27 protein-coding genes are annotated in these 26,382 nt (G+C 63.7%); 11 read left to right on the forward strand and 16 right to left on the reverse strand.

What is annotated here, in order from left to right; translation table 11 throughout:
* Positions 1-204: 204 nt before the first annotated feature.
* The gene (locus DUPY_RS19910; protein WP_070250410.1) at positions 205-936 is read right to left on the reverse strand and encodes an HAD family hydrolase; all 732 of its coding nucleotides are present in this window, start codon (positions 934-936) and stop codon (positions 205-207) included.
* 96 nt (positions 937-1,032) lie between these two features.
* Here DUPY_RS19910 and DUPY_RS19915 point away from each other — a divergent pair, with 96 nt between their 5' ends.
* The 3 genes from DUPY_RS19915 to DUPY_RS19925 all read left to right on the forward strand — a co-directional run bounded on the left by DUPY_RS19915 (position 1,033) and on the right by DUPY_RS19925 (position 3,120).
* On the forward strand, positions 1,033-1,983 hold the full coding sequence (locus DUPY_RS19915; RefSeq protein WP_070250412.1) for a LysR substrate-binding domain-containing protein: 951 nt from the start codon (positions 1,033-1,035) through the stop codon (positions 1,981-1,983).
* A 104-nt stretch (positions 1,984-2,087) separates the two neighbouring features.
* Positions 2,088-2,687, forward strand: coding sequence for a LysE family translocator (locus DUPY_RS19920; protein WP_070250414.1), 600 nt, complete (start codon positions 2,088-2,090; stop codon positions 2,685-2,687).
* Between the two features lie 46 nt (positions 2,688-2,733).
* Positions 2,734-3,120 carry a hypothetical protein gene (locus DUPY_RS19925; RefSeq protein ID WP_070250416.1) on the forward strand — a complete coding sequence of 129 codons (387 nt, stop codon included), beginning with the start codon at positions 2,734-2,736 and terminating at the stop codon, positions 3,118-3,120.
* A gap of 1 nt (position 3,121) precedes the next feature.
* On the opposite strand, the gene DUPY_RS19930 is transcribed toward DUPY_RS19925, so the two are convergent.
* Positions 3,122-4,702 carry a CYTH and CHAD domain-containing protein gene (locus DUPY_RS19930; RefSeq protein ID WP_229255438.1) on the reverse strand — a complete coding sequence of 527 codons (1,581 nt, stop codon included), beginning with the start codon at positions 4,700-4,702 and terminating at the stop codon, positions 3,122-3,124.
* Positions 4,660-5,583 (reverse strand): tRNA glutamyl-Q(34) synthetase GluQRS, encoded by a 924-nt coding sequence (gene gluQRS, locus DUPY_RS19935; protein WP_070250418.1) that lies wholly within the window; start codon positions 5,581-5,583, stop codon positions 4,660-4,662. The genes DUPY_RS19930 and gluQRS overlap by 43 nt, the downstream gene beginning before the upstream one ends.
* A gap of 105 nt (positions 5,584-5,688) precedes the next feature.
* On the opposite strand from gluQRS, the gene DUPY_RS19940 reads away from it, so the two are divergent.
* Together DUPY_RS19940 and DUPY_RS19945 are read left to right on the forward strand one after the other, a co-directional pair.
* Positions 5,689-7,320, forward strand: a complete 1,632-nt coding sequence (locus tag DUPY_RS19940) for a M28 family peptidase (RefSeq protein WP_070250420.1) — start codon at positions 5,689-5,691, stop codon at positions 7,318-7,320.
* A gap of 199 nt (positions 7,321-7,519) precedes the next feature.
* Entirely contained in the window at positions 7,520-9,337 is a 1,818-nt protein-coding gene (locus DUPY_RS19945) for a family 43 glycosylhydrolase (RefSeq protein ID WP_070250422.1), read from the forward strand.
* Here DUPY_RS19945 and DUPY_RS19950 read toward each other — a convergent pair whose 3' ends face one another.
* Positions 9,338-10,486 (reverse strand): MFS transporter, encoded by a 1,149-nt coding sequence (locus DUPY_RS19950; protein ID WP_070250423.1) that lies wholly within the window; start codon positions 10,484-10,486, stop codon positions 9,338-9,340. It lies immediately after the preceding gene.
* A gap of 111 nt (positions 10,487-10,597) precedes the next feature.
* Positions 10,598-11,608 carry an LLM class flavin-dependent oxidoreductase gene (locus DUPY_RS19955; protein ID WP_070250424.1) on the reverse strand — a complete coding sequence of 337 codons (1,011 nt, stop codon included), beginning with the start codon at positions 11,606-11,608 and terminating at the stop codon, positions 10,598-10,600.
* A 259-nt stretch (positions 11,609-11,867) separates the two neighbouring features.
* Between DUPY_RS19955 and DUPY_RS19960 the strand changes: the two genes are divergently transcribed.
* Positions 11,868-12,779, forward strand: coding sequence for a TraB/GumN family protein (locus DUPY_RS19960; protein WP_070250425.1), 912 nt, complete (start codon positions 11,868-11,870; stop codon positions 12,777-12,779).
* Positions 12,780-12,788: 9 nt separating this feature from the next.
* On the opposite strand, the gene DUPY_RS19965 is transcribed toward DUPY_RS19960, so the two are convergent.
* The 3 genes from DUPY_RS19965 to DUPY_RS19975 all read right to left on the reverse strand — a co-directional run bounded on the left by DUPY_RS19965 (position 12,789) and on the right by DUPY_RS19975 (position 15,218).
* On the reverse strand, positions 12,789-13,403 hold the full coding sequence (locus tag DUPY_RS19965; RefSeq protein ID WP_070250427.1) for a hypothetical protein: 615 nt from the start codon (positions 13,401-13,403) through the stop codon (positions 12,789-12,791).
* A gap of 339 nt (positions 13,404-13,742) precedes the next feature.
* Positions 13,743-14,135 (reverse strand): VanZ family protein, encoded by a 393-nt coding sequence (locus DUPY_RS19970; protein ID WP_070250519.1) that lies wholly within the window; start codon positions 14,133-14,135, stop codon positions 13,743-13,745.
* A 321-nt stretch (positions 14,136-14,456) separates the two neighbouring features.
* Positions 14,457-15,218 (reverse strand): SDR family NAD(P)-dependent oxidoreductase, encoded by a 762-nt coding sequence (locus DUPY_RS19975; RefSeq protein ID WP_070250429.1) that lies wholly within the window; start codon positions 15,216-15,218, stop codon positions 14,457-14,459.
* A gap of 94 nt (positions 15,219-15,312) precedes the next feature.
* On the opposite strand from DUPY_RS19975, the gene pyrF reads away from it, so the two are divergent.
* Complete coding sequence (gene pyrF / locus DUPY_RS19980; RefSeq protein WP_070250431.1) at positions 15,313-16,131, forward strand: orotidine-5'-phosphate decarboxylase; 819 nt, start codon at positions 15,313-15,315, stop codon at positions 16,129-16,131.
* Positions 16,132-16,303: 172 nt separating this feature from the next.
* Here pyrF and sbcB read toward each other — a convergent pair whose 3' ends face one another.
* Positions 16,304-17,746, reverse strand: coding sequence for an exodeoxyribonuclease I (sbcB, locus tag DUPY_RS19985; RefSeq protein ID WP_070250433.1), 1,443 nt, complete (start codon positions 17,744-17,746; stop codon positions 16,304-16,306).
* Positions 17,747-17,840: 94 nt separating this feature from the next.
* Between sbcB and DUPY_RS19990 the strand changes: the two genes are divergently transcribed.
* Complete coding sequence (locus DUPY_RS19990) at positions 17,841-18,539, forward strand: DUF5610 domain-containing protein (protein WP_070250435.1); 699 nt, start codon at positions 17,841-17,843, stop codon at positions 18,537-18,539.
* Here DUPY_RS19990 and DUPY_RS19995 read toward each other — a convergent pair.
* A complete protein-coding gene (locus tag DUPY_RS19995; RefSeq protein WP_070250436.1) occupies positions 18,536-19,525 on the reverse strand; it encodes a GGDEF domain-containing protein in 990 nt (329 codons plus the stop codon). The two genes, DUPY_RS19990 and DUPY_RS19995, sit on opposite strands and share 4 nt — an antisense overlap.
* 141 nt (positions 19,526-19,666) lie before the next feature.
* Between DUPY_RS19995 and DUPY_RS20000 the strand changes: the two genes are divergently transcribed.
* Positions 19,667-20,452, forward strand: a complete 786-nt coding sequence (locus DUPY_RS20000) for a helical backbone metal receptor (RefSeq protein WP_070250437.1) — start codon at positions 19,667-19,669, stop codon at positions 20,450-20,452.
* 35 nt (positions 20,453-20,487) lie between these two features.
* Here the strand turns inward: DUPY_RS20000 and DUPY_RS20005 are convergent, their stop codons facing one another.
* The 4 genes from DUPY_RS20005 to DUPY_RS20020 form a co-directional block, all read right to left on the reverse strand.
* A complete protein-coding gene (locus DUPY_RS20005; RefSeq protein WP_070250438.1) occupies positions 20,488-20,865 on the reverse strand; it encodes an HPF/RaiA family ribosome-associated protein in 378 nt (125 codons plus the stop codon).
* Between the two features lie 112 nt (positions 20,866-20,977).
* Positions 20,978-21,637: a DUF1345 domain-containing protein gene (locus DUPY_RS20010; RefSeq protein ID WP_070250439.1), complete on the reverse strand. Its 660-nt coding sequence runs from the start codon at positions 21,635-21,637 to the stop codon at positions 20,978-20,980.
* Positions 21,634-22,884 (reverse strand): MFS transporter, encoded by a 1,251-nt coding sequence (locus tag DUPY_RS20015; protein WP_070250443.1) that lies wholly within the window; start codon positions 22,882-22,884, stop codon positions 21,634-21,636. Before DUPY_RS20015 ends, DUPY_RS20010 begins: the two co-directional genes overlap by 4 nt.
* Before the next feature lie 67 nt (positions 22,885-22,951).
* The gene (locus DUPY_RS20020) at positions 22,952-23,992 is read right to left on the reverse strand and encodes a CDP-6-deoxy-delta-3,4-glucoseen reductase (RefSeq protein WP_070250445.1); all 1,041 of its coding nucleotides are present in this window, start codon (positions 23,990-23,992) and stop codon (positions 22,952-22,954) included.
* A gap of 12 nt (positions 23,993-24,004) precedes the next feature.
* On the opposite strand from DUPY_RS20020, the gene DUPY_RS20025 reads away from it, so the two are divergent.
* Both DUPY_RS20025 and DUPY_RS20030 read left to right on the forward strand, forming a co-directional pair.
* On the forward strand, positions 24,005-24,895 hold the full coding sequence (locus tag DUPY_RS20025) for an SDR family oxidoreductase (protein ID WP_070250446.1): 891 nt from the start codon (positions 24,005-24,007) through the stop codon (positions 24,893-24,895).
* 290 nt (positions 24,896-25,185) lie between these two features.
* On the forward strand, positions 25,186-25,425 hold the full coding sequence (locus tag DUPY_RS20030) for a hypothetical protein (RefSeq protein WP_019921686.1): 240 nt from the start codon (positions 25,186-25,188) through the stop codon (positions 25,423-25,425).
* A gap of 71 nt (positions 25,426-25,496) precedes the next feature.
* Here DUPY_RS20030 and DUPY_RS20035 read toward each other — a convergent pair whose 3' ends face one another.
* Together DUPY_RS20035 and DUPY_RS20040 are read right to left on the reverse strand one after the other, a co-directional pair.
* A complete protein-coding gene (locus tag DUPY_RS20035; RefSeq protein WP_070250448.1) occupies positions 25,497-25,688 on the reverse strand; it encodes a hypothetical protein in 192 nt (63 codons plus the stop codon).
* 54 nt (positions 25,689-25,742) lie between these two features.
* Positions 25,743-26,348, reverse strand: a complete 606-nt coding sequence (locus DUPY_RS20040; RefSeq protein ID WP_070250450.1) for a glycine-rich domain-containing protein — start codon at positions 26,346-26,348, stop codon at positions 25,743-25,745.
* Positions 26,349-26,382 lie beyond the last annotated feature (34 nt).

Genomic DNA, 26,382 nt, shown 5'->3' on the forward strand with positions numbered 1-26,382 from the left:
CGCGAAGGTGGGGCCGGCTGGCAGCTGCGCGCCGAGCGACACCACGGTGGAGTCGGCCGCCCGCGCGCCGCCCGCCGTGGCGCCGGCTGCCGGCTTGACGGTGGCGGAGGTGGTGCTGGCGGCAATGCCGGTGCGGCTCAGGGAGTTGATCGTATTCATGAAACCATTATAAGCCTGTCCTTGCGCCGGACCGTCGGCGGGCGATCAGGCGGCCAGCTGGCGTGGTGCGGCGGCCGGTGCCGGGGACGGTGACGGAGCGGGGTGGCTGTACGGACTAGCGTGCAGTTCGCGCAGCGCATCGTAGGTGATGAACTGGCGCGGACGCACCACGTCGGCGCCGTGCCTGGCCGGGGCGATACTGACGGTCCACAGGCCGGCGCTTTCCGCTGCGCGCAACGCCGGTGCACCGGCATCGATGGCGATGGCGTCGGACGCCTGTACGCCGATGGCGTGCAATGCGCGCGCATACGGTCCGGTGGCGGCGGGAGCGTCGAAACTGGCGCCGCCCGTCACGACCGTAAAGCGGCTGTTGACGTCAGTGCCGAAGGCGTTCGACAGCAGCGCGGACGCGGTGGCTGCCGGCAGGTCGGTCAGGATGCAGATCTTGCAGCCGTCGGCAATCGCAGCGTCGATCAGCGCGAGCGCTGCCGGCAGTGCCTTCGGTGGCGCGGTGACGATCGCGTGGTGGAATTCGCGGTGCTTGTCCGCCACCATGTCGGCGGCGCGCTTGCGGTCGCGCGCGGGCATGGTGGGTGGCAGGGCGCCGTCGATGGCGCGCGCATAGCCGTGGCTGGCGACCGCGTGGCGCAAGGCGCGCGCATCCCAGCATAGCGACAGGCCGGCGCTGGCAAAGGCGGCGTTGCAGGCGGCCAGGTGGGCGGTTTCGGTGTCGAACAGCACGCCGTCCAGGCCCAGGAAGATCACGTCTATGCTCATGGCTTACCTCGCTAAACTGTGTCAATCCCGCCAATATAACGGTAGTATGAACAAAAGAAAAATTAAAGATTTTTAGTTATTGATAAGGATGGGCTTATGCAATACCCGAGTTTCCGCCAGTTGCAATCGCTGATCCTGGTGGCGCGGCACGAGAGTGTCTCGCGTGCGGCGGACGCCATGCATGTCACCCAGCCGGCCATTTCGCTGCAGCTGCGCACGCTGGAGGACATCGCCGGCATCGCGCTCACGCGCAAGGTGGGGCGCAATATCCAGCTGACGGCGGCGGGCGAGGTGATGCTCGATTTTTCCGAACGCATGCTGCGCCTGTGGCAGCAGGCCGAGGAAGAACTGGCGGCGCTGCAGGGCGTTACCAGCGGCACCCTGCGCATCGGCGCGGTCACCACCGCCGAGCATTTGCTGCCGCCGTTGCTGGTGCCGTTTACGATGAAGCGCCCCGATGTGCACCTGAAGCTCCAGGTGGGCAACCGCGCCGAGATCATCAGCATGCTGGCGCGCCACGAGATCGACCTGGCCATCATGGGCACGCCGCCGCGCGAGCTGCGCACCAACGCGGCCCGCTTCGCGCGCCATCCGATGGCGTTCGTGGCCAGCCCGGCGCACCCGCTGATGAAGAAGAAGCGCCTCACGCTGGCCGACATCAAGGGCGCCAACCTGATGGTGCGCGAACGCGGCTCGGGTACCCGCACCGCCGTCGAACGGCTGCTGCGCGACGCCGGCCACCCGCTCGAATTCGGCTCCGAAGTGTCGAGCAACGAGGCGATCAAGCGCATGGTATCGGCCGGCCTGGGGCTGGGCTTCTTGTCGGTGCACGCGTGCGGCCTGGAGTTCGAGGCGGGCCTGCTGGCGATCCTGCCGATGGCCGGCAACCCGGTCGAAGCGGACTGGCAGATCATGCACCTGACCGACCAGCCGATCCCGAAAGTGGCGGCCTCGTTCCAGGAGTTCGTGATCGAAAAAGGGCAGGACCTGGTGGCGCGTGAGCTGGAAAGTGTTTATAAATTGCTGGGGCGGCGCAAGAAGGTGTGATGGCAGTTTTGACAGTACAGTATGCGGTGGATATTGCAGGATTGTACTGGTACACCGCAGTACACCCGCGCGTACAATGACTGAAATTCTTGTCAGGAAATGCCATGTCCCCCGATCTGCTGCTGCCGCTGTGCGGCTTTGCCGTCGCCAGTTCCATCACGCCCGGCCCCAACAACACCATGATGCTGGCCTCGGGCCTGAACTATGGCTTCAGGCGCTCGCTGCCGCACTTGTTCGGCATTTGCGGCGGCTTCTCGTTCATGGTGATGGCGATCGGCTTCGGCTTGCAGGCCGTGTTCGAGGCGGTGCCGATGTTGCAGCTGATCCTGAAGTACCTGGGCGCGATCTACCTGCTGTGGCTGGCGTGGAAGCTGGCGCACGCCGCGCCGATGAGCGCCGAGCAGGCCCGGCTCTCGAAGCCGCTGGGGTTCTGGGGCGCGGCGGCTTTCCAGTGGATCAATCCCAAGGCGTGGGTGATGATCCTGAGCGCCATGAGCACCTACCTGCCGCCGCACGCGCAGCTGGCCGACGTCGGTTTGCTGGCGCTGGTATTCCTGGTGATCGGCTTCGTGTGCGTGGGGTCGTGGGCGCTGTTCGGCGTGGTGTTGCGCAGCTTTTTGCAAGACCCGCGCTCGGTGCGCATCTTTAATGTCTGCATGGCGTTGCTGCTGCTGGCGTCGCTGTATCCTATCCTGCGCAGCTAGGGCAAGGTGCTACCATGGCGGCTTGATTTCATTTTTAGGAATGCCGATGTACCGTCGATTGTCCCTGGCCGCATTGTTGGCCTGCACCCTGGCCACTGCCAGCGCCGCCACCTTGCCATCGAACCTGATGCTGCCCGATCCCGGCCTGGCCGTGCACGGCATCGTCGAGCGCTGGACCCTGACCATCCGGCTCGAATCGGACGACCTGAAAGCGCTGGCGCCATGCCGCCAGTTGCTGGCCGAACGGGGCTTTGCACCGGTGCTGTCGAAGATGGCCAGCTCCAACCGGCCGCAGCTGCACTTCAAGATCGAAGGCAGCAAGGAATACGCCCAGGCCACGACCGAAGCGGACGATGCGCTGGCCGCCGTGCAGCAGGCCGGCTGCAAGACGGTGGTGAACTGGGCCGTGGTGGCCAAACCGGTGCAAAAATAAATCAGTGCAGGCGCGGCAGCCGCAAGGCCTGCAAGGTGGTGCGGATGGCGTCGAGGTCGATCGGCTCACGCCCCTGCAGCGCCTGCAGGTAGCCGCGCGCGAAACTGATCGCGTCCAGCGCATCCGGATGCTGCTCGGCCATCTCCAGCAGCAGCGCCTCCGCCACCACCAGGTCGTTATGCTGGCCCAGCGCCGACTGGATTGCCGCCAGCGCTTTCAGGTACTGGCGCGCCGGTTTTTCGCGGTACAGGGCATGGAAAAACTCCAGCGCGTAGCGGCCACGCTTGGCCGCGATGCGGGTGCTGTGGACCGAGGCCGGATCGGCCTCGTCCATGCGCTCGGCGCGTTTCAACAGCCGCTTGTGCAGCCGCTGCAACGTGGCCTGGGCAAAGTCGGGCAGCGGCGCATCGGGCACGTCGGTGGACAGGTGTTGCATCCACACGCCCATGCTCAACAACAACTGCGTGTAGCGCGGCGACAGCAGCGCTTGCGCGGCCGTCTTGCGGTGGGTTTGCGCGGCGTCCAGCGCCAGTTGTTGCAACGACATCAGGCCATGTTTGCCGCCGGGATTGGCTTGCACCAGCGGCAGGGTGTCGGTGAGCAGCACGTCGGCATCGCGCGCAGCGCCCAGTTCACCATTCAGCCAGGAAATATCGGCTGCCAGCGCGGGCGGGCACGGCGCCACGTCGTCGAACAGTTTCAGCGCCGAGCGCAGGCGGCGCAGGCCCACGCGCATCTGGTGCAGCGTTTCCGGGTCGTCGCCGTCGATGATGGCTTGTTCGTTGTTCTGGATCTGTTGCAGGCAGTTGCCGAGGATGGCTTGCAGCGCCTGCGCCACGGTGGCGTCGGGATCAAGCGTGAGCGCCTTGGCGCGGTAAGGCTCGGTACCGGTTTCGCGGCACAGCTGGTAGCCGCGCTGGGCCTTGTTGATATTGCTGACCCGCAGCGGAATATGTTCATGCAGCGCCAGCGCGAACGAGAACAGCGCGGACGGATCGCCATCCTTGAGTTCGAGCTCGATTTCGTTGACGGCCACCTGGCGGCCGTGGCGTTCGATGTGGCCGTGGTCAAGCACCAGTTCGATGCGGCTGCCTTCGATGTCGAGATCCCAGGTCTGGCGTTCCACCTCGACCACGAACAGCGCTTCCAGCCGTTCCTTCAGTTCGGGCGCGGCCAGCATGTGCTGCCAGGTTTCTGTGTGTTCCTGTTTGCCAACCAGCTTGCGCAGCTTGCCCAGTTGCGGCCACGGCCGTTCCACCGGGCATTCCCACTCGTTGCGGCTGTGCAGCCCGCCCTGGACGCTGCCGCCCGCCTTCATGGTCTGGATCCACACGCCGTTTTCCTGGCGTACGCGCAGGCCGGCGCCGTGGCGCAGCAGGTGCAGGTCGGGCGTGTCGAAATAATGCGCGGACAGGTGCTGGCGGCGCGGGGCGCCATCGGCGTGGTCGGCCAACAGGGGCAGCGCCACCAGGGTGTCGTTGTGCTCTTCGGCAAGCAGCAGTTTGAGTTCGATTTCCATCGCTACAGTGTAGAAGAAATTCAGCGCATGCCGGCGCACGTATCCATCAGGACATTTTTCCATGCCGGCACAGCCTGGCGCCAGAAATCGTCGATCGAAGCGGCGGTCAGTTCCATGCCCAGAAAGCGGGCCGCCGGCAGCAGCGCTTGCGTCAGCAAGACTTCCGGCGCCGCGCCCGTATCGAAGGCCTGGGCGCCGGTTTGCTTGGACAATTTTTCGCCCACGTCGTTCACGACCACCGGCACGTGCAGGTAGCTCGGCTGCGGCAGGTCCAGCACTTGTTGCAGGTAGAGCTGGCGCGGGGTGGAGTCGAGCAGGTCGGCGCCGCGCACGATGTCGGTGATGCCTTGCGCGCCATCGTCCACCACCACCGCCAGCTGGTAGGCCCAGAAGCCGTCGGCGCGCTTGACCACGAAGTCGCCCACCTCGTCGGTCAGGTCCTGGCTGACGTGGCCGGCCCAGCGGTCGTCGAAGGCGATCACGCACGGCGGCGACTGCGGCACTTTCAGGCGCAGGGCGCGCGCGCTCTTGCCGGGCGCCAGGCCATGGCGGCAGGTGCCAGGGTAGATCAGCGCCTGCGCCTGGCGACCGCTGAGCGCCAGTTGCGCATCGGCGATCTCGCGCCGCGAACAGCCGCACGGGTACACTCGGTCGCCGAGCTGGCGCAACGCGGCGTCGTAGAGGTCGGTGCGCCGGCTTTGCCAGGTGACGTCGCCATCCCAGGCCATGCCGCAGCGTTGCAGCGAAGCGAGGATGTGCTCATCGGCGCCGGCCACGTTGCGGTCCCCATCGACATCCTCGATGCGCACCAGCCACCGGCCGCAATGCACCTTGGCGTCGAGGTAGCTGGCCATGGCGGCCACCAGCGAGCCGATGTGGAGCGGGCCGGTGGGCGAGGGCGCGAAGCGGCCGACGTAGTTGGCGTCTGGGTTGCGGTCTTTCATGCCGTCATTTTAGCGCGACCGGTGCAGTCTGGCAGGGTGACCAAATGTCATACAATGTGCGCGCGGCAAATTCAGACCGCACCGCGACCCACACCTCAGGACATCATGCACAAAATGACACCTTCCTTCGTTGCTTCCGCCCTGGCCATGAGCCTGGCGCTGGCATTCCCTGCATATGCTGCCAGCAGCACCACCGCACCCACCGTGCAGGAAGCGCCGCTGCGCGCCCACCTCGCTTTCCTGTCCAACGATCTGCTCGAAGGCCGGGGCACCGGCCAGCGCGGCGCCGACCTGGCCGCGCTATACCTGGAAACCCAGGCGCAGGCGCTGGGTCTCGCGCCCGGCAACGGCAACAGCTTCCGCCAGTCGGTGCAGATCGCCGGCATCAAGACCCTGCCTGCAGAGAGTACCCTGAAACTGGAAGCGAACGGCCAGGCACTGCCGGCTGCTTTCGGCAAGGACTGGGTATTCGCACCCGGCGACGCCACCGCCGTGCACCAGCTGAACGCCGAACTGGTCTTCGTGGGTTACGGCATCAAGGCTGACGATGAAAAATGGGACGACTTCAAGGGCGTCGATCTGAAGGGCAAGATCCTGGTGGCGATGGTGAACGACCCGCAACCGACCGCCGAGCAGCCGAACCGTTTCAATGGCAAGGGCCTGACCTACTACGGCCGCTGGACCTATAAATTCGAAGAAGCCAAGCGCCAGGGCGCGGCCGGCGTGATCCTGATCCACACCACGCCGACCGCATCGTACGGCTGGAGCGTGATCCAGAACAGCTGGTCCGGCGTGGAACGTTTCCAGCTGGCCGCCGGTACGTTGGGCACGGCCTTGCAGGGCTGGATGACCGACGACACCGCGCGCGCCTTGTTCAAGGCCGCCGGCCAGGACCTCGACACGTTGCGCGCTGCCGCCGAGCGCGCCGACTTCAAGCCGGTGCCGCTGGCAGCCAGGGTGAACGGCGAGATGAAAGCGGCCGTGCGCAAGGTCGAGCAGTTCAATATCGCTGCCGTGGTGCCGGGGACCGACCCCAAGCTCAAGGACGAAGTGGTGATCTACAGCGCCCATTACGACCACCTGGGCAAGCAAGGCGAGAGCGGCGACACCATCTTCAACGGCGCGGTGGACAATGCTTCCGGGGCGGCAGCGTTGCTGGCGATGGCGCAGGAGGCCAGGCGTGCACCGGCCAAACGCAGCCAGATGTTCCTGTGGGTAGCGGCCGAAGAGCAGGGCTTGCTGGGCAGCGCAGCGTATGCGTCGGCGCCCCTGTGGCCGCTGGCGAAAACCGCCGCCAACCTCAACCTCGACAGCCTGAATTTTGTTGGCGCCACGCGCGACATCGGCACCCAGGGCAGCGAACGCACCGAACTGGGCAAGATGGCAGAAACGGCAGCCAAGGCGATGGGCATGCATATCGCCAAGGCAGAACCGGACCTGGCCGGCGGCTATTTCCGCAGCGACCACTTCAGCTTTGCCAAGAATGGCGTACCGGCGTTTTCGATCGAGTCGGGCAGCGAGTACATCAAGGACCCGGCCGGCTCGAAAGAGAAGGCCAGGGCTTATGGCAAGCGCTACCACCAGGCCAGCGACGAATACGATGCCAGCTGGGACCTGTCGGGCATGGTGCAGACCGCGCAATACACGCTCAACCTGGGCCGCATCATCGCCAACCAGCCGAAGCTGCCGGAGTGGAAGGCGGGCGACGCGTTTGCCAAGCCGCGTAACGTGAAGTAAAAATTAGATTCCCGCCTGCGCGGCGGTCTGCCGATGCGGAATGACGGATTTCCAGCCAGCGGCAGGACCGGTCATCCCCGCGCAGGCGGGGATCCAATTCCCTCGCTCTGGTTTTGTTATACCTGCTGCCAATAAATTCATAGCGTCATACCAACAACCAGCCCTACCATAGCCTCCATAACACCAAAATGGAGACCCCATGAATCGCGCATTTGCAGGCCTATTCCTGGCCGTGGCCGTGGCTGCGCTGGCATCCACCGCCAGCCCCCAGACGCTCTTGACGCAAAACTTCAGCGCCGATCCGTCGCCTCACTACTTCGCCGGCAAGTACATCGTGTACGCCACCGACGACCAGAACAACTCGGGCAAATACTGGGATTCCACCTCGTGGCGCGTGCTCACGTCCAGCAACCTCACCAGCTGGAAAGACCACGGCCCCATCCTGCCGGCCAATATCTTCAAGTGGGCCAGCGCGGACGCCAAGGCCTGGGCGCCCGAGGCGTTCGAGCACCAGGGCAAGTATTACTTTTTCGCGCCGGTCGGCGGCAAGCAGATCGGCATCGCCGTGGCCGACAATCCGCTCGGCCCGTTCGTCGACCTGATCGGCAAGCCGCTGGTGGAGACGCCGCGTGACGCCAACGCCGGCGACGAGCCGATCGACCCAGCCGTGTTCCGCGACCAGGATGGCCGCGTGTTCCTGTACTTCGGCACCCGCGTGCCGAAAGTGGTCGAATTGTCGGCCGACCTGAAAGCCACCGTGGGCGCCATCAAGAACGTCGTCGTGAACAACTTCCCGGCCAAGACCGGCTATGGCGAAGCGCCGTTCCTGCACCAGCACAACGGCACCTATTACTTTTCGTTTTCGACCGGCTGGCCCGGGCAGATCGTCTATGCCACCGGCGCCTCGCCGCTGGGGCCGTTTACGTATCGCGGCGTGCTGATCGACTTTTTGCAAATCTCCACCAACCACCACGCGATATTCGAGCGCGATGGCAAGTCGCTGCTGTTCTACCACGACAAGGTATTGCCGGGCGGCGGTGATCACCGGCGCTCGATCCTGATGACCGAACTGGCATACGGCGCTGACGGCAGCATGCAGATCCCGGCGCCGAAACCGTTGTTCCGCGACCCCGTGTACGACGGCGCGGCCGATCCGGCCATCATCTACGACGACGCCGAGAAAAAGTGGAAGATGTTTTATACCAACCGCCGCGCCAATGTGCCGGGCTTGTCGAGCGTGAGCTGGGTACATGGCACGCCGATCGGCGTGGCCGAGTCGCTCGACGGCCGCGCGTGGACCTATCGCGGTACGGTCGATTTCCCGAAGGACATTCCGAATACGAATGGCACCGCCACCTACTGGGCGCCGGCCGTGCTCAAGCACGAGAACACCTACCATATGTATTTGACCGTGGTGCCGGGCGTGTTCGAGGACTGGAAGCATCCGCGCGCCATCGTCCACCTCACCAGCGCCAACCTCAAACAATGGAAATATGAAAGCACGCTCAAGCTTGCCAGCGACCGCGTGATCGACGCCGGCGTGCTGCGGCTGAAGGATGGCACCTGGCGCATGTGGTACAACAACGAGCCCACCGGCAAGTCGATGTACTACGCCGACAGCAAGGATCTCTACAACTGGACCGACCAGGGATCGGCACACCTGCCGCACGACCGCGGCGAGGCGCCGCTGCCATTCTCGTGGAAAGGGAAGTACTGGCTGCTGACCGATTTGCTCGGCAATGCCGGCCTGGGCGCCTATCGCTCGGACGACGCCCGGACCTGGAGCCGCCAGCCGCACAGCCTGCTGGACAAGCCGGGCAAGGGTGCCGACGACCAGAACGGCGGCCACCACCCGGAAGTGGTGATCAGCGAAGACCGCGCCTATTTGTTCTACTTCGTCCACCCGGGCGTGCCGGACAACAAGCGCAGTTCGCTGCAGGTGACCGAATTGAAGCTGGTCGATGGCTGGCTCACCACCGATCGTGATGCGCCCACCTACATCAACCTCAAGCCCTGATTAGTTGCGGGGCTCGGTGGTAAACACGCAGAGCCCGATCAACGGGAACGCCAGGCCCGTCAGCAGCACGCCGTGCCAGCCGTGGTGGGCGAACATCCAGCCGCCCAGCGACGAGCCGATCGCGCCGCCCATGAAGAACAGCGCCATGTACAAGCCGTTCAGGCGGCTGCGCACGTCGGCCGGCAGCGAGAAGATCGCGCGCTGGCCGGTGACCAGGCTGGCCGAGACGCCGGCGTCGAGCACGATCGAGCAGCAGACCAGGATGGCCAGGTTGGCGATGCGGCCGGCATCGACCACCAGCGGCACTGCAAAAGCCAGCGCGCCCAGCAGCAGGGCGATCAAGGTGGTGGAGCGGCTCTTGCCCTGGTCGGCGCGGCGGCCGGCAATCGGCGAGGCGATGGCGCCTGCCACCCCGGCCAGCGCGAAGATCGCCACGCCGCTCTGGCTGATGCCGAAATTCGGCCCCGTCAATTCCAGCGACACGCAGGTCCAGAACAGGCTGAACGCGCCGAACATGCATGCCTGGTAGGCGGCGCGGCGGCGCAGGATGGGCGTGGTCTTGAGCAAGTGCCACATCGAACCCAGCAGGGTGAAGTAATGCATGCCGCCTTCGGGCTGGCGCTGCGGCAGGCGAGCGCGCAGCAAAAAGGCGAGGGCGATGGTGACCACCGCCGACAGCACGAAGATGGCGTGCCAGTTGAAAGCGTCGGCCACCAGGCTGGCGACCGGGCGCGCCAGCATGATGCCCATCAGCAGGCCGCTGACGACCTTGCCCACGGTCTGGCCGCGTTCTTCGGGGCGTGCCAGGTGGGCGGCGAACGGCACGATGATTTGCGCGGCAACCGCACCGAGGCCGATGCACAACGCGGCCGCCAGGAACACCAGCGGATTGGCAGCCACGGCGGCAGCGAGCAGGGCCAGCGCACAGAGCACGAGCGAGATGAAAATCAGGCGGCGGTTTTCCACCAGGTCGCCGAGCGGCACGATGAACAGCAGGCCGAGGCAATAGCCGAGCTGGGTGAGGGTGACGATCAGGCCGGCGGCACCGGGATCGAGGCCGGTGTCTCGGCTGATGGGGCCGATCAGGGTTTGGGCGTAATACAGGTTGGCGACGATTAAGCCGGTCGCGACGGCAAACAACCAGACCATGCCGGGAGTAAGTTCTTGCTGGGCGTGGGACTGGCTCACGGGGAATTGCTCCTTTTTTGAAAAGGCGGCAATTCTACAGCGAGCCAGTATTTGCTGCTGGCGGGCTGGCGTTTAAGCGAATCCGGCTTCGGCCTTTTTAATAGACTGGTGCACCTCGGCCGTGATCTCGTACGAGCGCAGCCGGTGCTGGTGGTCGAAGATCTGCGACGTGATCATCAACTCGTCGGCGCCGGTGCGGGCAACGAATTCCTGCAAACGCTGGCGCACGGTGTCGGGCGCGCCGATGGCCGTGCACGACAGCACCGAGTCGAGCATGGTGCGTTCGGCAACCCCCAGCGATTCGAGGTAGCCGGCCTTGGGCGGCTGCAGCTTGCCGGGATTGCCGGTGCGCAGGTTGACGAACGCTTGCTGCATCGACGTCGCGCGGAAATGCGCCTCCTCGTCGGTATCGGCGGCAAATACGTTAAAGCCCAGCATCACGTACGGCTTGTCGAGCTGGGCTGACGGCTGGAAATTGCTGCGGTAGAGCGCAATCGCCTGCTGCATCATCGACGGTGCAAAGTGCGAGGCAAACGCAAACGGCAAGCCCAGGTGCGCGGCCAGTTGCGCGCCGAAGGTGCTCGAACCGAGTATCCACAGCGGCACCTTGGCGCCCTTGCCGGGCACGGCCAGCACGCGCTGGCGCGGCGTGTCGCTCATGTAATCTTGCAGTTCCAGTACATCTTGCGGGAAGGCGTCGGAATCGGACTCGAGGTTGCGGCGCAGGGCGCGCGCCGTGGTCTGGTCGGAGCCGGGCGCACGGCCCAGGCCCAGGTCGATGCGGCCCGGGTGCAGCGCTTCCAGTGTGCCGAACTGCTCGGCGATCACCAGCGGAGAATGGTTCGGCAGCATGATGCCGCCGGCGCCCACGCGGATGGTGGACGTGCCGCCCGCCACGTGCGCCAGCAGCACTGCCGTGGCGGCGCTGGCAATACCGGGCATACCGTGATGTTCAGCCAGCCAGTAACGCTGGAACCCCCAGCGTTCGCCATGCTGGGCGAGGTCGAGGGTGTTACGGAACGATGCGGAAGCGTTGCTGCCTTCGGCGATCGGCGAAAGGTCGAGGATGGAAAATGGGATCATGCAAGCCATATCGGGCCGTAACCGACAGTTTCAACCTGGTCCCCACACTCGTTGTGGTTATTCAGCCACCAGTTCTCTTGTCGAGCTGCCATTAAAGTGTATGAAATCAGACGCTTAGCTGGCTTGAAGTCACAAATAGTTTTTCCAGGGCGCTCTCCTGTTTTATTATGGGAAACAGAACGGCAGACCGCCGCATCGCTCCAAATTCCACTAAATAATGTTATTTCGATGGCATCCCCTGTCATCGTCGGGAATTCGCATGCCTGTCAAAATGATTGCCTTATTTGTATTGATGATTACCCTGTTTTCGCAGGTAGCCGCCGCAGCCGGCCTGAGCGAAGCGAGTTCGCCGCGCCGTGGTCAGCTGTACAAGGTCACCCTGGACGGCAAGACCAGCTATTTGTTCGGCACCATCCATGTCGGCAAGGATGGCTTTTACCCGCTCGATGCGGAAGCTTCGCGTGCGCTGCTCGACTCCAAGGCGCTGGTGATCGAACTCGACATCCGCGAAAACGCCTCGTTCCAGAAAGCCATGGCGCTGCACGGCCGTTATGCGGCTGGCGAAAAGCTGCAAAACCATGTGCAGCCGCAAACCTTGCAGAAACTGGCGCCCGCACTGGCCAGGGCCAGCATGTCCTTGCAGTCGGTCCAGCAATTCAAACCGTGGCTGATCGCCAACCTGCTGGTGGGCATGGAACTCGATGCGCGCGGTTTCAAGCGTGCCCAGGCGGTGGAGTACGCGCTGCTGGCGGCCGCCAAGGAGCAGGACAAGGCCGTGCGCCAGCTGGAAAGCGCCGAGTACCAGCTGGGCCTGTTCGACACGCTGGACGCGCGCCAGCAAGAGCAGTACCTGCTCGAAAGCCTGGCCGACCTGGAAAGCGGCACGGCGATGAAAAAATCGCTGGCGCTGATCGATGCCTGGAACGCGGCCGACATTCCCGGCATCCAGGCCGCCTGGCGCACCGCCACCAGCGGCGATTCGATTGCCGCCGAATTCATGCAGCGGGTTCTGCTGGGCAAACGCAACCCGGAGATGGCCGCCAATATCGAACGCATCATGCAGCAGGACCAGGTGGCGTTCGTGGGCGTGGGCCTGTTGCACCTGATCGGCGACGACGGCCTGCCGCAACTGCTCAAGCGTCGCGGCTACCAGGTCGAACAGCTGTACTAGCTTTCTGGGTTAGTAAGTGCTCAGTACGCCGCTGCTGTAGCGCACCCGGTCGCCGATCTTGTATGACGGCATGGTATCGACCACGATGCTCTGGCTGGTGCCGTCGTCCATGCGCACGATAATGCGGTACGGCGTTTCGCCAGTGGTGGCGCCCGACCCGGTACCCGCTCCGGTGGTGCCGCCAGCCGCCGCCGCGCCACTGACGCCCACACCGCTCGTGCCCGCCATGTTGCGTGGCAGCGGATCGATCGACTGCACCACGCCATACGAGGCCTGGGCGGTGCTGCCGCCACTGCTACTGCCGAGCCCACCGCTGGTGCTTGTCCCGGTGCCTGCACCCGCGCCAGTGCTGCCCATGCTGCCAGTGCTGCCAGAAGTGCCGGCACCTGCAGTACCCGCTGCCGGCACACCGCCGCCTCCGCCCGGCCCGGCACCGGTGGCGGCGGTGCCCGAGCTGCTGCTGCCGCTCGAGGTGTAGCCGCTGTTACCGCTGCCACCGCCACTGGTACTGCTGGCACTGCTACCGTCCATCGAACCCGAGGCGCATCCCGTCAGTCCCACGATCACCAGCATGCTCACTGCTGCCGTCCATTTGCCCTGTTTGCCGAAAATTGCACGGTTCATCTCTGCCTCCGTTAAGAGTTTAAAAGAGGTCAGAGCCGTAAGGCCGTACTTCGTTCACGCCCGCGTCCCGACGCTTGATATACATCAATTCAATCATGCTACCCACAGGCAATAATTGTCCGGTATTACTTTTAAAGGACATCGATATGTTGACACGCGTGACAGATACTATTATCGAAGAGTTAATATTTTCAACCTGTGGGGAGCGGGAAGATCCCCGTTGCAAGCACTTGATGACGCATGCATTGCACAGCCTGGTACGCGTGGCCCAGGCCGAGCAACGGGCTCAAATGCGGCAGGACGTGGCGCGGGCCACCGGCAGTGGCCCCGGTGAGGAGGTCAGTCTGTCGACCGGATGCGATAGCGGGACCACAAGGCGCACATGACCAGGGTGGCCACGACAGCAGCGCTGCAATCGACCAGCCAGTCCGAGACAGCGCCGTGGCGATACGGGAAGAAACTTTGCACGGTTTCGTCCAGGGCGCCCATGACGGCTATGGTCAGTACGGATTTGACAGCGCGCTGCACCAGTGTTCCGGTGCTACCGGTAAACAACAGGAAGGTGAGCCCGGCATAAGCGACGGAGTGCAACAGGACGCCGGAGGCGACCCGGCCGATGTCCTGGCGGGCGCCGGGCAGGGAGCCCAGCACCAGTATCATCAGGAACAGGAGAATGGCAGTCCAGTAACGCAGGCGTGCGTGCGAGGAAGAAAGAAAAATTTGCTTGATCATAAAGCAAACCTTACCACGCACAACAGGAATTGGGGAGTGGTGCACCGGGATGCCAGTGCACCTTTCTTCAGTCATGCCTATCGGTTGCATGTACTCAAGATGTATCAAGTGTAAGTGGTCAATGTGACGCAGTTATGACAACGCACAAGAAAGCCAAATCGTGGACAAAAAAAAGCCCGCTGGTGAAAGCGGGCTTAAAACTATTTTCTTGGAGGAGAATAGTGGAGACAGGTGTAATTATGGGCATTGCCTAGATATGTGTCTAATTGATGTTTCAGATACCAGACATCAGCTTTTCGAATAACTATCCTTTTGATAGCATTATTTCACTGGCACCGTGTAATTCAGCGCCATCCGGCCGCCGTCCACGTACAGGGTTTGTCCAGTCATATAGCTGGCGTCGTCGCTGGCCAGGAACGCCGCGATCGACGCCACTTCTTCCGGCTCGCCGCAGCGGCCCATCGGTGTGCGCGACAGAATTGTGTGGCGCGCTTCCGGGCTCGACATCACGGCCTGTTTCGCCAGCTCGGTCAGAATGGTGCCGGGGCCGATGGCGTTGACGCGGATGCCGTACGGGACCAAATTAAGCGCCATTACCTTCGTCAACTGGTTGATCGCGCCTTTCGAGACCACGTATGGCACCTGGTTCGGGATGGCCAGCTCGGCGTTCACGCTCGACATATTGATGATGGCGCCGCTTTGTTGCTTGACCATCTCGCGCGCCACCGCCTGGCCGCACAGGAACATCGATTTCAGGTTGATGCGCAGTACGCGGTCGAAGTCGTCTTCGGTGAGGTCGAGGAAATCGGCGGCGTGGGTCACGCCGGCGTTGTTGACCAGGATGTCGATGCGGCCGAACGCGGCCAGGGTATCGGCCACCATGGCGTCCACGTCCACTTTCTGGCTGACGTCGGCAGCGAAGAAGCGGGCGGCGTTGCCGAGCGCGGCGGCGGCTTGTGCGCCGTCGGGCTTGATATCCACCAGCATGACCCTGGCACCTTCGGCGACCAGGCGCTGGGCGCAGGCCAGGCCGATGCCCTGGGTGGCGCCGGTGACGATGGCGACTTTTCCGGATAATTTCATGTGCGGCTTTCGAAGAGGGATGACGGGCAAATTTTAACAGTCGAAGATCGCCGCGTTACAATAGAGGGTTTGCAACAGACTACAAGGATGCGCCGTGAATTTCATCAACAAACTGTCCGCCGCGTGGACCAGCAACGACTCGCTGCTCTGCGTGGGCCTCGATCCCGACATGGCCAAGCTGCCGGCGCAGTTCCAGAACGACCCGCAAGGCATTTTTCACTTTTGCCGCGAGATCATCGACGCCACCGCCGACCTGGCCTGCTCGTTCAAGCCGCAGATCGCCTATTTTGCCGCGCTGTCGGCAGAAGACCAGCTCGAACAGATTTGCGCCTACGTGCGTGAACAGTACCCGCACATTCCGCTGATCCTCGACGCCAAGCGCGGCGACATCGGCGCCACCGCGCGCCAGTATGCGCGCGAAGCCTACGACCGCTACGGCGCCGACGCAGTCACCGTCAATCCGTACATGGGGTCCGATTCGGTGGAGCCGTACATGGAGTGGGCCGACCGCGGCGTGATCATCCTGTGCCGCACCTCGAATGCGGGCGGCTCGGACCTGCAATTTCTCGACGTGGGCGGCCAGCCGCTGTACCAGCACGTGGCGCGCCTGGTGGCGGACAAGTGGAACAGCAACGGCCAGTGCGCGCTGGTGGTGGGCGCCACGTACCCTGAAGAACTGGCGCAGGTGCGCGCCATCGTGGGCGACATGCCGCTGCTGGTGCCGGGCATCGGCGCCCAGGGCGGCGATATCGCTGCGACCGTACAGTCGGGCAAGACCGCTGCTGGCGCTGGCATGATGATCAACTCGTCGCGGGCAATCCTGTACGCGGCGCCGCAGGCGGGCGAAGACTTCGCCAGCGCGGCCCGGCGCGTGGCGCTGGAAACGCGCGATGCGATCAACCAGCACCGCTAACCGCTAACCGCTAACCGCTAATCCGTCATGCCGCATCGGCGGACTGCCGCGCAGGCGGGTATCCAATGTGCACGCGTTACCGTCAGCGTACAAAAACTGGATGCCCGCCTGCGCGGGGATGCTGGTTTTACTACCGGTGGTCGAGGTCGATTTCCCCGGTCGCCATCGCAACTCAATGCGCCGGCGCCACCATTTCCGCGTACTCGTACAAATCCGCCAGGATCTGTTCGGCCCGCTCGTCGGCGTCCTGCTGCAGCTGATCGATCTCGCCGAAGAACTGGTCGATGGTCCGCGCGCCGCCGGTGCCTTCGTAGAAGCGTCCGGCGCGGTGCTGCTCCCATTGTTCCATTTCAGCTTCCGACAAGGTTTCGGGATAGTTGCGGGCGCGGTAGCGGAACACCAGTTCGGCCAGGCGCGCGTCGCCGAACGACGGTGACGCCACGGCCAGCCGCGCCGGGCTTTCCTTGCGCAGGCTGTCGAGCGTGCGGCGGTCGTCCTTGCTGATGAAGCCGTTGTACAAATCCTCGTCCACGTCGAGCGGTTCGCCCAGCGGGCGGTGGAATACCTGCGCCCATTCGGCGTCGAGGTTGCGGCCGGCGGCGGCCAGCGCGGCGTTGGCCTTGCTCTGGTCGAGATCGATTCCCCAGCGTGCCGCCATGGCTGGCGACAGCGTCTTCAGGTTAGACACCAGCATCGGCGACTTGTTCAGGTGGATGCTTTTGACCGGCAGCCGCGTGGTGCCTTCGGGCAGGGCGTCGGTGCGGCTGAAGATGCGGGTGCGGATGGTGTCGGCGTCGAGCGAGAACAGTTCGGTCGGATCGTAGGTGCAATCCCAGACGATCACTTCGTTCTTGTTGGTCGGGTGCGTGGCCAGCGGCCACACCAGCGCCAGGCAGCCGCGCTCGGCCGGGAACATGCCCGACACGTGCAGGAACGGCGACCGCAGGTGCGGCGCCAGGTGCATGCCGATCTCGTCGGCCACGCGGTCCTTCTTGTGCAGCGCCAGGCAGAAATCGAACAGCTTGGGCTGGTGCTGGCGGATCAGGCGCGCCAGCGCGATGGTGGCGCGCACATCGGACAGCGCATCGTGCGCGGCCTCGTGCAGCAAGCCGTTGGCTTTGGCCAGGTGCTCGAGTTTAAAGCTGGGCTTGCCGTCTTCCTTCAACGGCCATTCGATGCCTTCCGGGCGCAGCGCGTAGGTCATGCGCACCACGTCGAGCAAATCCCAGCGGCCGCAGCCGTTTTGCCACTCGCGCGCATACGGATCGATCAGGTTACGCCAGAACATGAAGCGGGTGATCTCGTCATCGAAGCGGATGGTGTTGTAGCCGACGCCGATGGTGCCGGGCTCGGAAAACGCCTGCTCGATGGTGCGGGCAAACTGGTGTTCGGGCACGCCCCATTCCAGGCACTGCTGCGGCGTGATGCCGGTGATCAGGCACGATTGTGGATCAGGCAAGAAATCATTGGCCGGCTGGCAATACAGCATGACCGGATCGCCAATCTCGTTGAGCTCGGCATCGGTGCGGATCGCGGCAAATTGCGCCGGGCGATCACGGCGCGCCATGGCGCCGAAGGTTTCATAGTCGTGCCAGAGGAAAGTCTGTGTGGTCATAAGGGGCAAGGGCAAGGGGCGTATTCAGGGGGGCTACAGTTATTTGTAAAACTGCCGATAATCGGTACTCAGGCATTGAAAAAGGAGCACTACCATGGCTACTCCAGTCTCCATCCCTTCAACTACCACCAGCAGCATCGGCAGCAGCGGCCCGCTCAAGGCCAATCAAGCCACCACGGCGGCCGCCACCGACAAAGCGGCGGACATGTCGCCGACGGCCAAGGCCAAGGCGCAGCTTAATGCATCGATCGTGGAAGCGTCGCTCACGGTGTCGCTCAAATCGGGCAACGATCCGATGTCGGTAATCTTCAAGACCGCGCTCACCGGCATCAACGAGGCGCTAGAGGCCGATTTCGGCAAGGATGCAATCCAGAATGCATCCGCGCAGGACAATAGCCCGGAAGCCACCGCGAACCGCATTGTATCGCTGTCCACCGGGTTTTACGAAGCGTACAAGCGGCAAAACCCGGGCCAGGACGACGAGACCTCGCTCAACAACTTCATGGAGACCATCAAGAAGGGCGTGGAGCAGGGGTTCAAGGAAGCGCGCAGCATTCTCGACGGCTTCAAGGTGCTCGATGGCGACCTGTCCACGAACACCGACAAGACCTATGACCTGATCCAGCAGGGCTTTGCCGATTTCATCGCCGCGCAAAAGGCGCCGCCGCCGGCAGAAAATGCTGCCAGCGCCCTGGCCACGGCTACCGGCAACGCCAGCGCTGCCGTCACCATCACGCCCAAGGCGCCGGACGATGGCGCCGGCCGCTTCACCATCGATCCGCCAGCCGTCTAGCCCGTAAGGTCTTCCTGGACCACGCGGTTGCGGCCCAGTTCCTTGGCGCGGTAGAGCGCGGCGTCGGCCCTGGCGATCAGGTCTTGCTCGCTTTGCTGCGGTTGCAGCGTGGCCACGCCGAACGAGGCGGTGACGTGTGGCAGCGGCTGGCGCATATCGGCAAACACCACCGCCTGCTGCATGCGTTCGCACAGCCGTTCGGCCACGGCTACCGCCAGCTTGCCGTTGGTGTCCGGCAGCAGCACCATCATTTCTTCGCCGCCATAGCGCACCGCGAAGTCGGACGGCCGCAGCGCGCCGCTCAGCACTTGCGCGGCGGTGCGCAGGGCCTGGTCGCCGGCCAGGTGGCCGTGGGTGTCGTTGAAGCGTTTGAAGTGGTCGAGGTCGATCATGATCAGTGCCAGCGGCGCACCCGAGCTGTGCGCAGTCGCGGCCAGCCTGGGCAGCAGGTCGTTCAGCCAGGCGCGGTTGTACAGCCCGGTCAGGCCGTCGTTCATCGACAGCCGGCGGTAGAACTCGCCGAGCTTCTGGCGCGTGCGCAACTGGGCATTGGCGGCGCGGATGCGGAACGACAGCAGCCGCAACAGGTTGCGCGCCACCACGTTGGACTGGTCGATCAGTTTCCACACCAGGTCCGCTTCGATCACCAGTATGTCGCTGTCTTCGAGCGCAGTGATGCGCGACAGGTTGGCTTCTTCGTCCAGCACCGATTGCTCGCCCACGCTTTCGCCCGGCAGCACCTTGCTGACGCTGCCGTTGCCATCTGCCATGCCGGTGTTGCTGTCGGTTTCCACGGCCAGCACGCCGCGCAGCACGATGTACAACTGGGCCTGGTTCGATTCGACTACCGCCTTGCCGGCTTCCAGGCGCATGACGGGGCAGTTGGCCAGCAGCCTGGCGACGGCGGCGTCGTCGTTGGCGTCGCGCAGGAGCTGCAAATCGCCGGGCTGGTAGCCGGCGCTGCCGAAGGTGCTGATCTGTTTCAAGGTGGTTCTTTCAATGGCGCAGCGATGAGTGCTGGCAGGCATTTCTCATGATAGCCCAAACGCCTATACGCGGTCACGCCGGGTAATGAAACTGGTGTAAATTTTACACAGCGCTCGGTTGCATGATGTAGTCTGTCGGGCATGACACTCACCTTTACCGACGCTATCGGCACGCAGCACCAGGCCGACCCCGACGCCCGCATCGTCTCGCTGGTGCCCTCGATTACCGAGCTGCTGTGCGACCTCGGCCTGGCGCCGCAACTGGTCGGCCGCACCGGCTTTTGCATCCATCCAGCCGAACTGGTGCGCGATATCCCCAAGGTGGGTGGCACCAAGGACGTCAATATCGAGAAGATCCGCGCGCTCGCACCCACCCACCTGGTGGTCAATATCGACGAGAACGAGGAAGAGACGGCCGACCTGCTGGCCGAGTTTGTTCCCAACATCATTGTCACCCATCCGCTCGGGCCGCAAGACAACCTGGCGCTGGCGCGCCTGCTCGGCGGCGTGTTTGGCCGCGATGAGGCAGCCGCACGCTGGTGCGCCGAGTTCGAAGCCGAATACGCGGCGCTGCAGGCCAGCCCGAAAGGCCCGCCGCAAACGATGTTGTACGTGATCTGGCAAGACCCGTGGATGACGATTTCGCCCGACACTTATATCGCCCGCATGCTGGCCGAAATCGGCTGGCAGGTACCAAGCCTGGGCGACGTGCGCTATCCGCAGTTCCGCTGGTCGCCAGAGCTGGTCAATGGTATCGATGGCGTGTTGTTGTCGAGCGAACCGTACCGGTTCACCGAGGCGCATGTGCATGCGCTCGAGCAGCAGATCGGCAAGCCGGTACTGCTGGTCGATGGGGAAATGTTGTCGTGGTATGGCAGTCGCGCGCTGGCGGGGCTGAAGTACTTGCGGCAACTGGCCCGGGAGTAATGCCGGGCCGCTGCCTGCGCTGGGTAAAGCGAGGGTTACTTCACGTCTTCTTCGACGTCGTCTTCGACCGGCACGGCATCCTTGGCGGAGTGGTGCTTGTCCTTGTCTTGCAGACGGCCCAGGGCGCTGTCGATCGCGCGCTTGAGCTTGGCAGAAGCCCCGCCGATGGCCTGGTGCAAGGTGGCGCTATGGTCGCTGACGGCAATCGGCTTGTAGCCGGTAATGCGGGCTTCCATCAGGCAGCGGTTGTCGCCGTCGGCCGACTTCTGGCCCAGGTTGTCGCTGAGGTGTACTTCGACGCTGGTGATCTGTTCGCCGAACCGGTGGAGTGAATCGCTGACGACGGTGCGTACATGGTCATGAAGGCCTGCATGAACGGCGACGGTCTTATCGGAATTAACATTGATTTGCATACGATTGCTCCTGTCTTTTTGTTTGTCTGCGAAATCATATTACTCCTTTTATCCTTAGGTTCGCGTTAAATACCCCACCTTCGATAACAACCATACTCATCGGTTTATAAGCTCAGTTGATGAGCGACGCTGCAATGTTGATCGACAGCCCAAGGATGGCCAGGTTGTAGAAGAAGCACAGCACCGACTGGCCCAGCACCACCTTGCGCATGCGCCGGCTGCGCACGGTCACGTCCGAGGTCTGCACCGCCACCGAGATCGTGAACGAGAAATACAAAAAGTCCCAGTAGTGCGGTTGCAGGTTGCGATCCGGAAAGCCCAGCAGCGGCTCGCTGTCCTTGCTGGTGTAGTACAGGTGGGCATAGTGCGAGCAGAACATCACGCCCACCATCAGCCACGAGCCGATCACGGTCAGCACCACGAACGCGTATTGCAGCGGCAGGTCGGCGGGATGGTCTTTCAGCGACGCCAGTTGCAGCACGATGGCCGCGAGCGAAATCATGATCGCCACCGACAGCGTGGCCAGGATCACCGGGCCTTTTTCGTCCTGGCGGCAGGCGGCGCGGCGGATGTCGTGGTGGTCGGCGCGCACCATCATCGACCCCATCGTCAACAGGTACAGCCACACCGTCACGTCCCACGCCGTGAGCAGGCGCGTGAGCCAGTGCCAGCCCTCGGGCAGGAACGGCCATACCAGCGCGCCGACCGCCACCGACAGGCTCAGGTGCGGACGGCTGTGGATGATGCGCGGTATGGTCGGGCGCCAGCTCACGGGGTCACCTTCTTCTGGTCGTGCGGGAAGCGGTCCATGCGCGAGAGCACCGGGAACAGGTAAGCCCACAGGCCGGTCACCACCAGCGTGGCGGCGCCGCCGAACAGCACTGCGCGCGTCAGTCCCATCCAGCCGGCGGTCACGCCCGATTCGAATTCACCGAGTTCGTTGGAGGCGCCGATGAACACCGAGTTGACCGCGCTCACGCGGCCACGGATGTGGTCCGGGGTTTCGTACTGCACCAGCAGGTGGCGCACGTACACGCTGACCATGTCGCCCATGCCCATCAGGAACAGCGCGACCAGCGCGACGATGAAGGTCGAGGTGGCGCCCAGCACCAGCGTGCCCAGGCCGAAGATCGCCACGCCGCCGAACATCCAGGCCCCCACCCGGCGCGTGATCGGGAAGAAGGCCAGCCCGATCGAACACAGCGCGGCGCCGATGCCGGGCGCGGAGCGCAGCATGCCCAGGCCCTGCGGCCCCACGTGCAGCACGTCGTGCGCCAGCGCCGGCAGCAGCGCGGTGGCGCCGCCGAACAGCACCGCGAACAGGTCGAGCGAAATCGCGCCCAGCACCACCGGGCGCGAACGCACGAAGCGCAGGCCTTCGAGCACCGTGTGCCAGGTGGCCGGTTCACGGTTGCTCGGCTGCTTGACCGACTTGACCAGGCACATCAGGATCACCGAGACCACCAGCATGCTCGACGAAACCATATAAACCGTTTTCGGACCGGCCAGGTAGAACAGGCCACCCAGGGTAGGGCCCATGATCACGGCCACGTGCATGCTGGAAGAACTGAGCGCCACCGCCTTGCCGAAGCTCTCGGGCGGCACCAGGTTGACCAGGATCGCCTGCGTGGCCGGCCCCATGAAGGCGCGCGCGCTGCCGAACAGCACCAGCACCGCGAACACCGGCCACACTTGCGTCAGGCCCGCGTAGGTAAAGGCCAGCAGCGACAGGCCGCACAGCAGTTGCGCGGCCAGCGCGCCGGCGATCAGGTTGCGGCGGTTGTAGCGGTCGGCCGCGTGGCCGGCGATCAGGATCAAGAGCAGGAACGGCGCAAACTGCGCCAGACCGATCAGGCCCAGGTCGAACAGGTTGCCGGTCATCGAATAGACTTGCCAGCCGATGGCGACGTTCTGCATTTGCACGGCCAGGGTGCCGAGGGTGCGGGCAAACAGGTAAAAGGTGAAGTTGCGGTGACGCAGGACGCTGAAACCGTTGGAGACTGTGGGACTGGCGGACATGAAGGCTTTCAGGGAGCAGAGCCCTGGGACTCTGCATCCCCGGCCCTGCTGGTCGATGCGATGACGATTATTTGATCAAACCCGGTTGGTGCAGATCGGCTTCGGTGGTGAAGGCGTCGGCGTAGAACTCCTGCTCCGGCAGGCCGCACCGGGCCACGAAGTCGCGCAGCGCCGCCTCGACCATCAACGGTGCGCCGCAGGCATACACCTGGTGACCCGACAGGTCGGGCAGGTCGTTGACCACGGCCTGGTGCACGAAGCCGGTACGCCCGGACCAGTTGTCTTCGGGCAGGGCGTTCGAGACTACCGGCACGTAGGTGAAGTTGGGCAGGATCGCTTTCCACTGGCGGCACAGCGCGTCCATGTACAGGTCTTGCGGGCGGCGTCCGCCCCAGTACAGGGTCATCGGGCGGGAAGAATTCTCGGCGCGCAGGTGTTCGACGATGGCCTTGATCGGTGCAAAGCCGGTGCCGGAGGCCAGCAGCACCATCGGCTTGTCGCTGTCGTCGCGCACGAAGAACGTGCCCATCGGGCCTTCGAAGCGCAGGATGTCGCGCTCCTTCATGGTGGTAAATACCTGGTCGGTAAACAGGCCGCCGGGCAGGTGGCGGATGTGCAGCGTGAGCGGCAGGTCCTGTCCCGGCGCGGTGGCGATGCTGTAGCTGCGGCGTTTGCCGTCGCGCAGCAGGAATTCGACGTACTGGCCGGCGCGGAACTTGAGCGTCTCGTTCGCTGGCAGTTGCAAGGTCATCACGATGACGTCCGGCGCGACTTTTTCGAGCGAGGAGACGCGCGACGGCATCTTGCGGATCGGGTATTCGGCGCTGCCGGCCACTTCGCGCGCCTCGATCACCAGGTCGGCGGCGGTGGTGGCGCAACAGAACAGTGCGAAGCCGGCCGCTTCCTCGTCCAGGCTCAGGGCCCGTTCCTGGTGCGCCTTGTGGGTGACGGCGCCTTCGATGACCTTGCCCTTGCACGAGCTGCAAGCGCCGTTTTTGCAACCGTAGGGCAGTCCCACGCCGGCGCGGATGGCGGCTGCGAGGATGGTTTCATCCTCGTCGCACGGGAATTGGTGGCCGCTAGGCTGTACAGTAATTTGAAACGTCATACAATCCTTCAGATGAAAAACCCTCATTACCCTATTCGCTCGAAACTCAACCTGCCGCGCCTGCTCATCGTGGGCTGCGGCGACGTCGGCAAACGCCTGCTGCCGCTGTTGCGCGGCCACTATCGCGTATTTGCCACCACCAGCAGTCCCGAGCGCTGCGCCGAATTGCGGGCGCTGGGCGCCGTGCCCATCGTGGCCGACCTCGACCAGCCGGCCAGCCTGCGCCGCCTCGCTGGCCTGGCGCCGACCATCGTGCACCTGGCGCCGCCGCAGGGCGAAGGGCCGCTGGACCGGCGCACGCGCAACCTGACCGCCATTTTACCCGAGCACGCCCGAGTCGTTTATGTGAGCACTACCGGCGTGTATGGCGATTGCGGCGGCGCCCTGTTCGACGAAACCCGGCCGGTGGCGCCGCGCAATCCCCGCGCCAGGCGCCGCGTCGATGCCGAGCAGGTATTGCGGCGCTGGGCGGTGCGCAGCGACTCCACACTGGCGATCTTGCGCGTGCCCGGCATTTATGGCGCCGAGCGGCTGCCACGCAAACGCCTGGAGCAGGGCACCCCGGCCCTGATCCCCGCACACGATGTATTTACCAACCACATCCATGCTGACGACCTGGCCGCCATCATTGTCCGCGCGCTGCGCCACGGCAAGCCGAATCGCCTCTACCATGCGGTGGATGACAGCAACATGAAAATGGCCGATTACTTCGACGCCGTGGCCGATGCGCTGGGGCTGGCACGGCCGCCACGGCTGCCGCGCGCGCAGTTGCAGGAAGTGGTGACGCCGGCGCTGCTGTCGTTCATGTCCGAATCGCGTCGGCTCGACAATGGCCGCATCAAGCACGAGCTGGGGGTGCGGCTGCGTCACCCGACGGTGGCGGCTATGCTGGCGGCGTTGTAAATTTTTGTAAAGTCGCGTTGCATTTTTGCAATTACAGGAGCCGCAGGTTAACATTACCGGCTTCTATACCTTTTTTTACAATTCTTTTTTGTTCTAGCACAAGAAATCGGGTTAGAATCTCACACATTGTCACGGAGAGTGGTTTTTCACTTATCCGTCGTATAACAAAGATGTGTACGTAGCGATATCGGTGGCTATCATGAGCGCATGATTTCTCTAACTGCACCGATAATTTTATTAGTCAATGTGTCGCTTTATTCCAACGGGCGACCCCGAACCTGCTAAATATCATGTCCATTAAAGAAATCACCTCCTCCCCGACCTACAACCCGAACCGCGTCCTCGATGCGATCATTGAAAAACTGCAACTGAAAAATGATGCAGCCCTGTCACGCGCGCTGGAAGTGGCGCCGCCGGTGATCAGCAAGATCCGCCACAACACGCTGCCGATTGGCGCAACCATCCTGATCCGCATGCACGAAATCAGCGATTTCAGCATCCGCGAACTGCGTGAAATGATGGCGAACTAAGTTGAACGCCTTCCAGTAAAACGGCGCGTCACCCTTGCGGGGACGCGCCGTTTTGCTGACTAGAGAAGCATTTATGCAGTGGTGTTGATCATGCTGCCTAAGCGCTGGCCGCTGGTGTTGACCATGGGCTGCGGTGGCGGTTGCTGCTGTTGCTGCGGCGGCTGGGCCGCTGGTTCGGGCTGGCGCGCTACCGGTTCCGCCTGGCGCGGTGGTGGCGTGGTCTGGATGTTAACGTTGCTGCTGGCGACAGAATTGACGGCCATGATGGGCTCCCAACATCGGTTGAAGCCCGAGTATGCCACTTTATTTGGCAGATGTCAGCTCAGGCGTGGCCGTTCCGTGTACAGCGGCGAAACCTGTGGCGAGATTGCACTGCCGCAATAAGCTGCCGTCGTGGAGCCGCAATACGCGTAGGCCCCGGCCTTGACCGTGGCGCTGCCGCAGTACGCCGCAGTTGCCGAGCCGCAGTACGCCGCCGTGGCCGAGCCGCAGTAGGCGTTCTGGTTCGCCTGGACGGTCGCGCTGCCGCAATACGCCGCGCCAGCTGCGGCGGCGGCACTGCCGTAGGCGACGCCGAATTCCGCTTCATACAATTCTTTCATGCGATTGCCGATGCGCACCAGGGTGGCGGCATCTTCCTCGCCGCGCATGCCGATGTAGGGGAAGTGGTGCAGGAAATAGCCGAACACTGCCTGGCAGTCGGCCGCATACTTCATCGTATCGAGAATGTGGTAGTGCCAGAAGGTATCGACATCGACCAGCGGCGAGGTTTGCTCGTCCGGGAATTTCTTCATCAGGCTCAGGAAGCGGCGGTATTCGAGCTCGACTGCATTGGCGCGTTCGAGGGTCCAGCCTTCGCCGGACTCCTTGTGCATGAGTTTGACTTTGATCGGTTCCAGGTCCAGCGCGGCGATGGCATTCATGACGTTCCTTTGCTCAGGTTGAGGAAAATGGACA

The sequence above is a fragment of the Duganella phyllosphaerae genome, from assembly GCF_001758785.1.
GTDB classification, from domain to species: domain Bacteria; phylum Pseudomonadota; class Gammaproteobacteria; order Burkholderiales; family Burkholderiaceae_D; genus Rugamonas; species Rugamonas phyllosphaerae.